The organism is Muricoccus vinaceus (assembly GCF_042433125.1).
GTDB classification, from domain to species: domain Bacteria; phylum Pseudomonadota; class Alphaproteobacteria; order Acetobacterales; family Acetobacteraceae; genus Roseomonas; species Roseomonas vinacea.
Window position 1 is genome coordinate 1 of record NZ_JBHLVZ010000097.1, and the last position, 3,910, is coordinate 3,910.

Sequence of the window (3,910 nt, forward strand, 5' to 3'; positions counted from 1 at the left end):
GCCCGTCGCCTGAAGACGCTACGCGGCCTCACGCCCTACGAAGCCATCTGCAAAGCCTGGACGGAGGAGCCGTCCAGGTTCATCCATGACCCGCACCACCAAATCCCGGGACCAAACATCTAGGCGTGGTCGCCGCAGGCGGGATCGGGCTTCAGTCTGCCGAACGCATCAAGGTGCGGCACTGGGACGAGATGGCATTCATCCTCCTCCCCATGGTCGTGACGGTCGCAGTGATCGACTGGGTATGCGGGAAGCTCCGCCCTCGCTTGATCGACGAAGCAGCGAACAGGGTTCGCTAGCGCCCTCGTGGCTACCATCCAGACCCTGGTACCTACGGCAACTGCTTTGTGGGTGGAGAGCGGAGTTGCGGAGCTTGGCGCGCGTTTCAGCGCAGCCAAGCGCCTGCGAACGGCGAGACGGGGTAACAGGTGAACCCTGGGCCCCACGACGGCAGCCCAGCGTCCGCGCGCACGTGCTCGTCGAACGGCAGGCCATACTCGGCGCGCCAAAGGTTGCGCAGGGTTGACCACAAGCCAGTCAGCCCGCCATTTATCTTCAGTCCGATCATTGCTCGCCTCCTAGCTCGCGTCTGTTTTGCAAGCACGCGTTTCGCCGCGGAGGGTTAACAGGGTTTTAACGAAAGCTTAGGGGCTGCTGCTCCCAACGCATCGGCGTCGCTGCATTGACAAGCCTCTCTCACGCGAACTGGTTTACGAGATTGTACGCCGTCAGGGCTCATGAGACAGGCGGGGATGGTTGAGGAAAGGAGGATTTCTGGCTCATCGTAACCACGGAAGAGTGGACATGAGCCACAAATCTGCTGCCCCAAAGACGCCCGCCGAGCGGGCAATGCGCGACATTCGCCGGGCGACCCGCAAGCACTACTCGGCCGAGGACAAGATCCGGATCGTGCTGGAGTCTTTGCGCGGGGAGGAGAGCATCGCTGCCTGTGTCGGCGGAAAGGCATCGCCGGGAGCCTCTACTACACATGGTCTAAGTGACCGTTTGAGAATGGTTGTGTTGGGGTGGCATGGGTGATGCAAGCTCGGGATGTGGACCCGAGAGACGCGCGACCGGATTTCCGGGCTTGCCCGCAAGACAAAGCGCTACCCGTCTGACCTGACAGACGAGGAGTGGCCGTGGATCGAGCCGTTGCCGCCGCCCCCTCCACGCCGCGGGCGCAAGCCCTCGGTCGACTTGCGAGAGGTGCTGAACGCGATCCGTTACCTGGCCGGCAGTGCCGGGGGCTGGCGGATGCTGCCGGTCCATTTCGGCCCGTGGCAGACGGTCTACTGGTGGTTCCGCCGCTTTGTCTGACGCCTGCTGTTCCGCACGATTCACGACATCGCCCTCATGCTGGACCGCGAAGCGGTGGGACGCGAGGCGAGCCCCTCGGGCGGTGTGCTCGACAGCCAGATGGTGAAGGCGCCCTTTGCCAACGCACGCGGCTAGGGCGGCGGCAAGCGGATCATCGGTCGCAAGCGCCACATCGCGGTCGATACGAATGGGCGATTGCTGATGGTCAATCTTACTACAGCCGACGTGTCCGACAGCGCGGGCGCCCAGACGATCCTCGCCGCCATCAGGAACGTATGGCCCGCCCCGTCTGCAAGGGTTTTCACGACTTGGTCTGATCAGTCTACGCCAACGTATCCGGCTTCGGAGACAAGCTCCCAGCCAAGATGGAGATCCGCCCGCTCTGGTCCTCATAAAATTCACGGCGTCGGAGCGCCATTTTTTGACCCAGGGTTCCAGAACGCCGGTCGACTGTCAGGCCATCTCGCTTCCACCAACCGCAGACCTCAACCAGCCGCCCGCACCGGGTGAGCGCGAACAGCTGATCCCTTGGGCTACGACACCGCCGCCGCTCTCATCTCGAACCGCTGCCCGCTGCGCAGCACCGCGCAGATGATCCGCGCCAGCTTGGGCGCGAGCGCCACCACCACGGTGTTCACATGCGCCCGGGCGGCCAGACCTCGCAGCCACCCGCCAAGCGGGGTCTCGCCCTTGGAGAGCGTCGGCAGCGCCGCTCGCGCCCCGTGGATCAGCATCTTGCGCAGGTAGACATTCCCTCGCTTGCTGATCCCCAGCAGCTTTGGCTTACCCCCGGTGGTCATCTGCCTCGGCACCAGCCCCAGCCAGGCGGCAAGGTCGCGTCCTCGCCCGAAGGTCTCTGCTCTGCCGATCGCCGCCACCAGAGCCGTAGCGTTCAGCGGCCCTATGCCCGGGATCGTAGTCAGCAGCCGGGCGGCCTCATCGGTCCGGGCCTCGGCCGCGAACTCCTCATCGAAGGCCTCGATGCGCCGATCCAGCTCGCGCCACTCGGCCTGTTGGTCCTCCACCAGCAGCCGGGTCCGCGGGCTCAGTGGGACGCACTCCTCGGCAAGCAGGGTTTCGAGGTAGACCTCCAGCTTGCGGCGGCCCTGGGGCACGGTGATGCCGCGCTCCAGCAGGATCGCGCGCAGCTGGTTGATCAGCGCCGTCCGCTCGCCCACCAGCCGGTCGCGGGCGCGGTGCAGGCTTTGCATGTCGAGTTGCGCCTCGCTCTTGAGCGCCACAAACCGCATCGTCGGACGGGTCGCCGCCTCGGCGATTGCCTCCGCATCCCGTTCGTCGTTCTTCTGCGCCTTCACATAGGGCCGCACGTACTCGGGCGACATCAGCCGAACCTCGTGCCCTGCCTCGCGCAGCCTACGGCCCAGGTGGTGCGCCCCGCAGCAGGCCTCCATCGCCACCACGCACCCCGGCGACCCTGCGGCCAGCTTGACCACCCCGTCCCGCTGCAGCCGCCGTCGCAGGACCACTCGGCCAGCACCATCCAGCCCCACCACGCTGCAGCTGTTCTTGCCCAGGTCCACCCCGAGAACCGCAATCTCCGCCATGGGTCAGCTCCCTTACCCCCGGTTGCCCCGCCAGCTTACGCCAGCGGGAATGAGGGGCGGGCCATTCCATAAAGTTCGATCGTGGATGAGGGAGACCGCGAATGAGGTACCCCGCCGCCGAGAAGCTCGAGAACATCCGCTTGGTCGAGGGATCGCACCTGCCGGTCCGGCGCACCCTGGGACCTGGCGCTGGAGGCGCCGGAACTATCCCCACGCGAGCTTGCGGTGCGGTTCACCGACCAGGAGCACCACTTCGTCTCGGAAGCTTCCGTCTACCGCCTGCTCAAGGCGCACGACCTGATCACCAACCCGGCCTTCATCGTGGTCAAGGCAGCAGACGAGTTCCACACCAAGACCACGGCGCCGAACCAACTCTGGCAGACGGACTTCACCTACCTGAAGGTCACCGGCAGGGGCTGGTTCTATCTCTCCACCGTGCTCGACGACTTCTCCCGGTACATCATCGCCTGGAAGCTCTGCACCACCATGGCCGCGAGCGACGTCACCGAGACACTGGAGACAGCACTCGCCGCCTCAGGCTGCGACCAGGCAAAGGTCCTGCACCGGCCGCCACTGCTCTCCGACAACGGCCCCTGCTACGTTGCAGACGACCTCGCCAAATGGCTCGACGAAAAGTGCATGGCGCACGTCCGCGGAGCGCCCTGCCATCTCGTCGAGCACTACAACCACCAGCACTATCACGGGAGCCTGCCGAACCTCACCCCGGCCGATGTTTACCCCGGCCAAGGGCAAACCATCCTGCTTGAGCGCGAACGCATCAGGCGCCAGACCATCCAGCAACGACGCTTGCTGCACCAATGCCAAGCTGCCTAACGTCAACCCCCAGATGCGCCAGAGCCTCCGCTAAGCCAGCGCCCTCTCTGTCCCAAAGCAACCAACGACGAACATTTTTGAACAGCTCGGGACTGCACCATGCCTGTTCCTGCTTGAGAACCCCGCGACGGCGCTAGAGCGTAATCCGAGCGATTGGATTCGAATGTTCTTGCCCGACGCGGCGGCGATCTGAT

2 protein-coding genes and 4 pseudogenes are annotated in these 3,910 nt (G+C 65.0%); 4 read left to right on the top strand and 2 right to left on the bottom strand.

Annotation, left to right across the window (positions count from 1 at the left end; genetic code table 11):
• Window positions 1-123: pseudogene (locus ACFFIC_RS27005) on the top strand (IS481 family transposase); the annotation flags it as partial.
• A gap of 262 nt (window positions 124-385) precedes the next feature.
• On the opposite strand, the gene ACFFIC_RS27010 reads toward ACFFIC_RS27005, so the two are convergent.
• The gene (locus ACFFIC_RS27010; RefSeq protein WP_377056287.1) at window positions 386-568 is read right to left on the bottom strand and encodes a hypothetical protein; all 183 of its coding nucleotides are present in this window, start codon (window positions 566-568) and stop codon (window positions 386-388) included.
• A gap of 236 nt (window positions 569-804) precedes the next feature.
• Between ACFFIC_RS27010 and ACFFIC_RS27015 the strand changes: the two are divergent.
• Window positions 805-998, top strand: a pseudogene (locus tag ACFFIC_RS27015) (transposase); the annotation flags it as partial.
• Between the two features lie 52 nt (window positions 999-1,050).
• Window positions 1,051-1,599: pseudogene (locus ACFFIC_RS27020) on the top strand (IS5 family transposase); the annotation flags it as partial.
• A 251-nt stretch (window positions 1,600-1,850) separates the two neighbouring features.
• On the opposite strand, the gene ACFFIC_RS27025 reads toward ACFFIC_RS27020, so the two are convergent.
• Window positions 1,851-2,882, bottom strand: coding sequence for an IS110 family RNA-guided transposase (locus ACFFIC_RS27025; RefSeq protein WP_377056289.1), 1,032 nt, complete (start codon window positions 2,880-2,882; stop codon window positions 1,851-1,853).
• Between the two features lie 89 nt (window positions 2,883-2,971).
• Between ACFFIC_RS27025 and ACFFIC_RS27030 the strand changes: the two are divergent.
• A pseudogene (locus ACFFIC_RS27030) lies at window positions 2,972-3,716 on the top strand (DDE-type integrase/transposase/recombinase); the annotation flags it as partial.
• Window positions 3,717-3,910 lie beyond the last annotated feature (194 nt).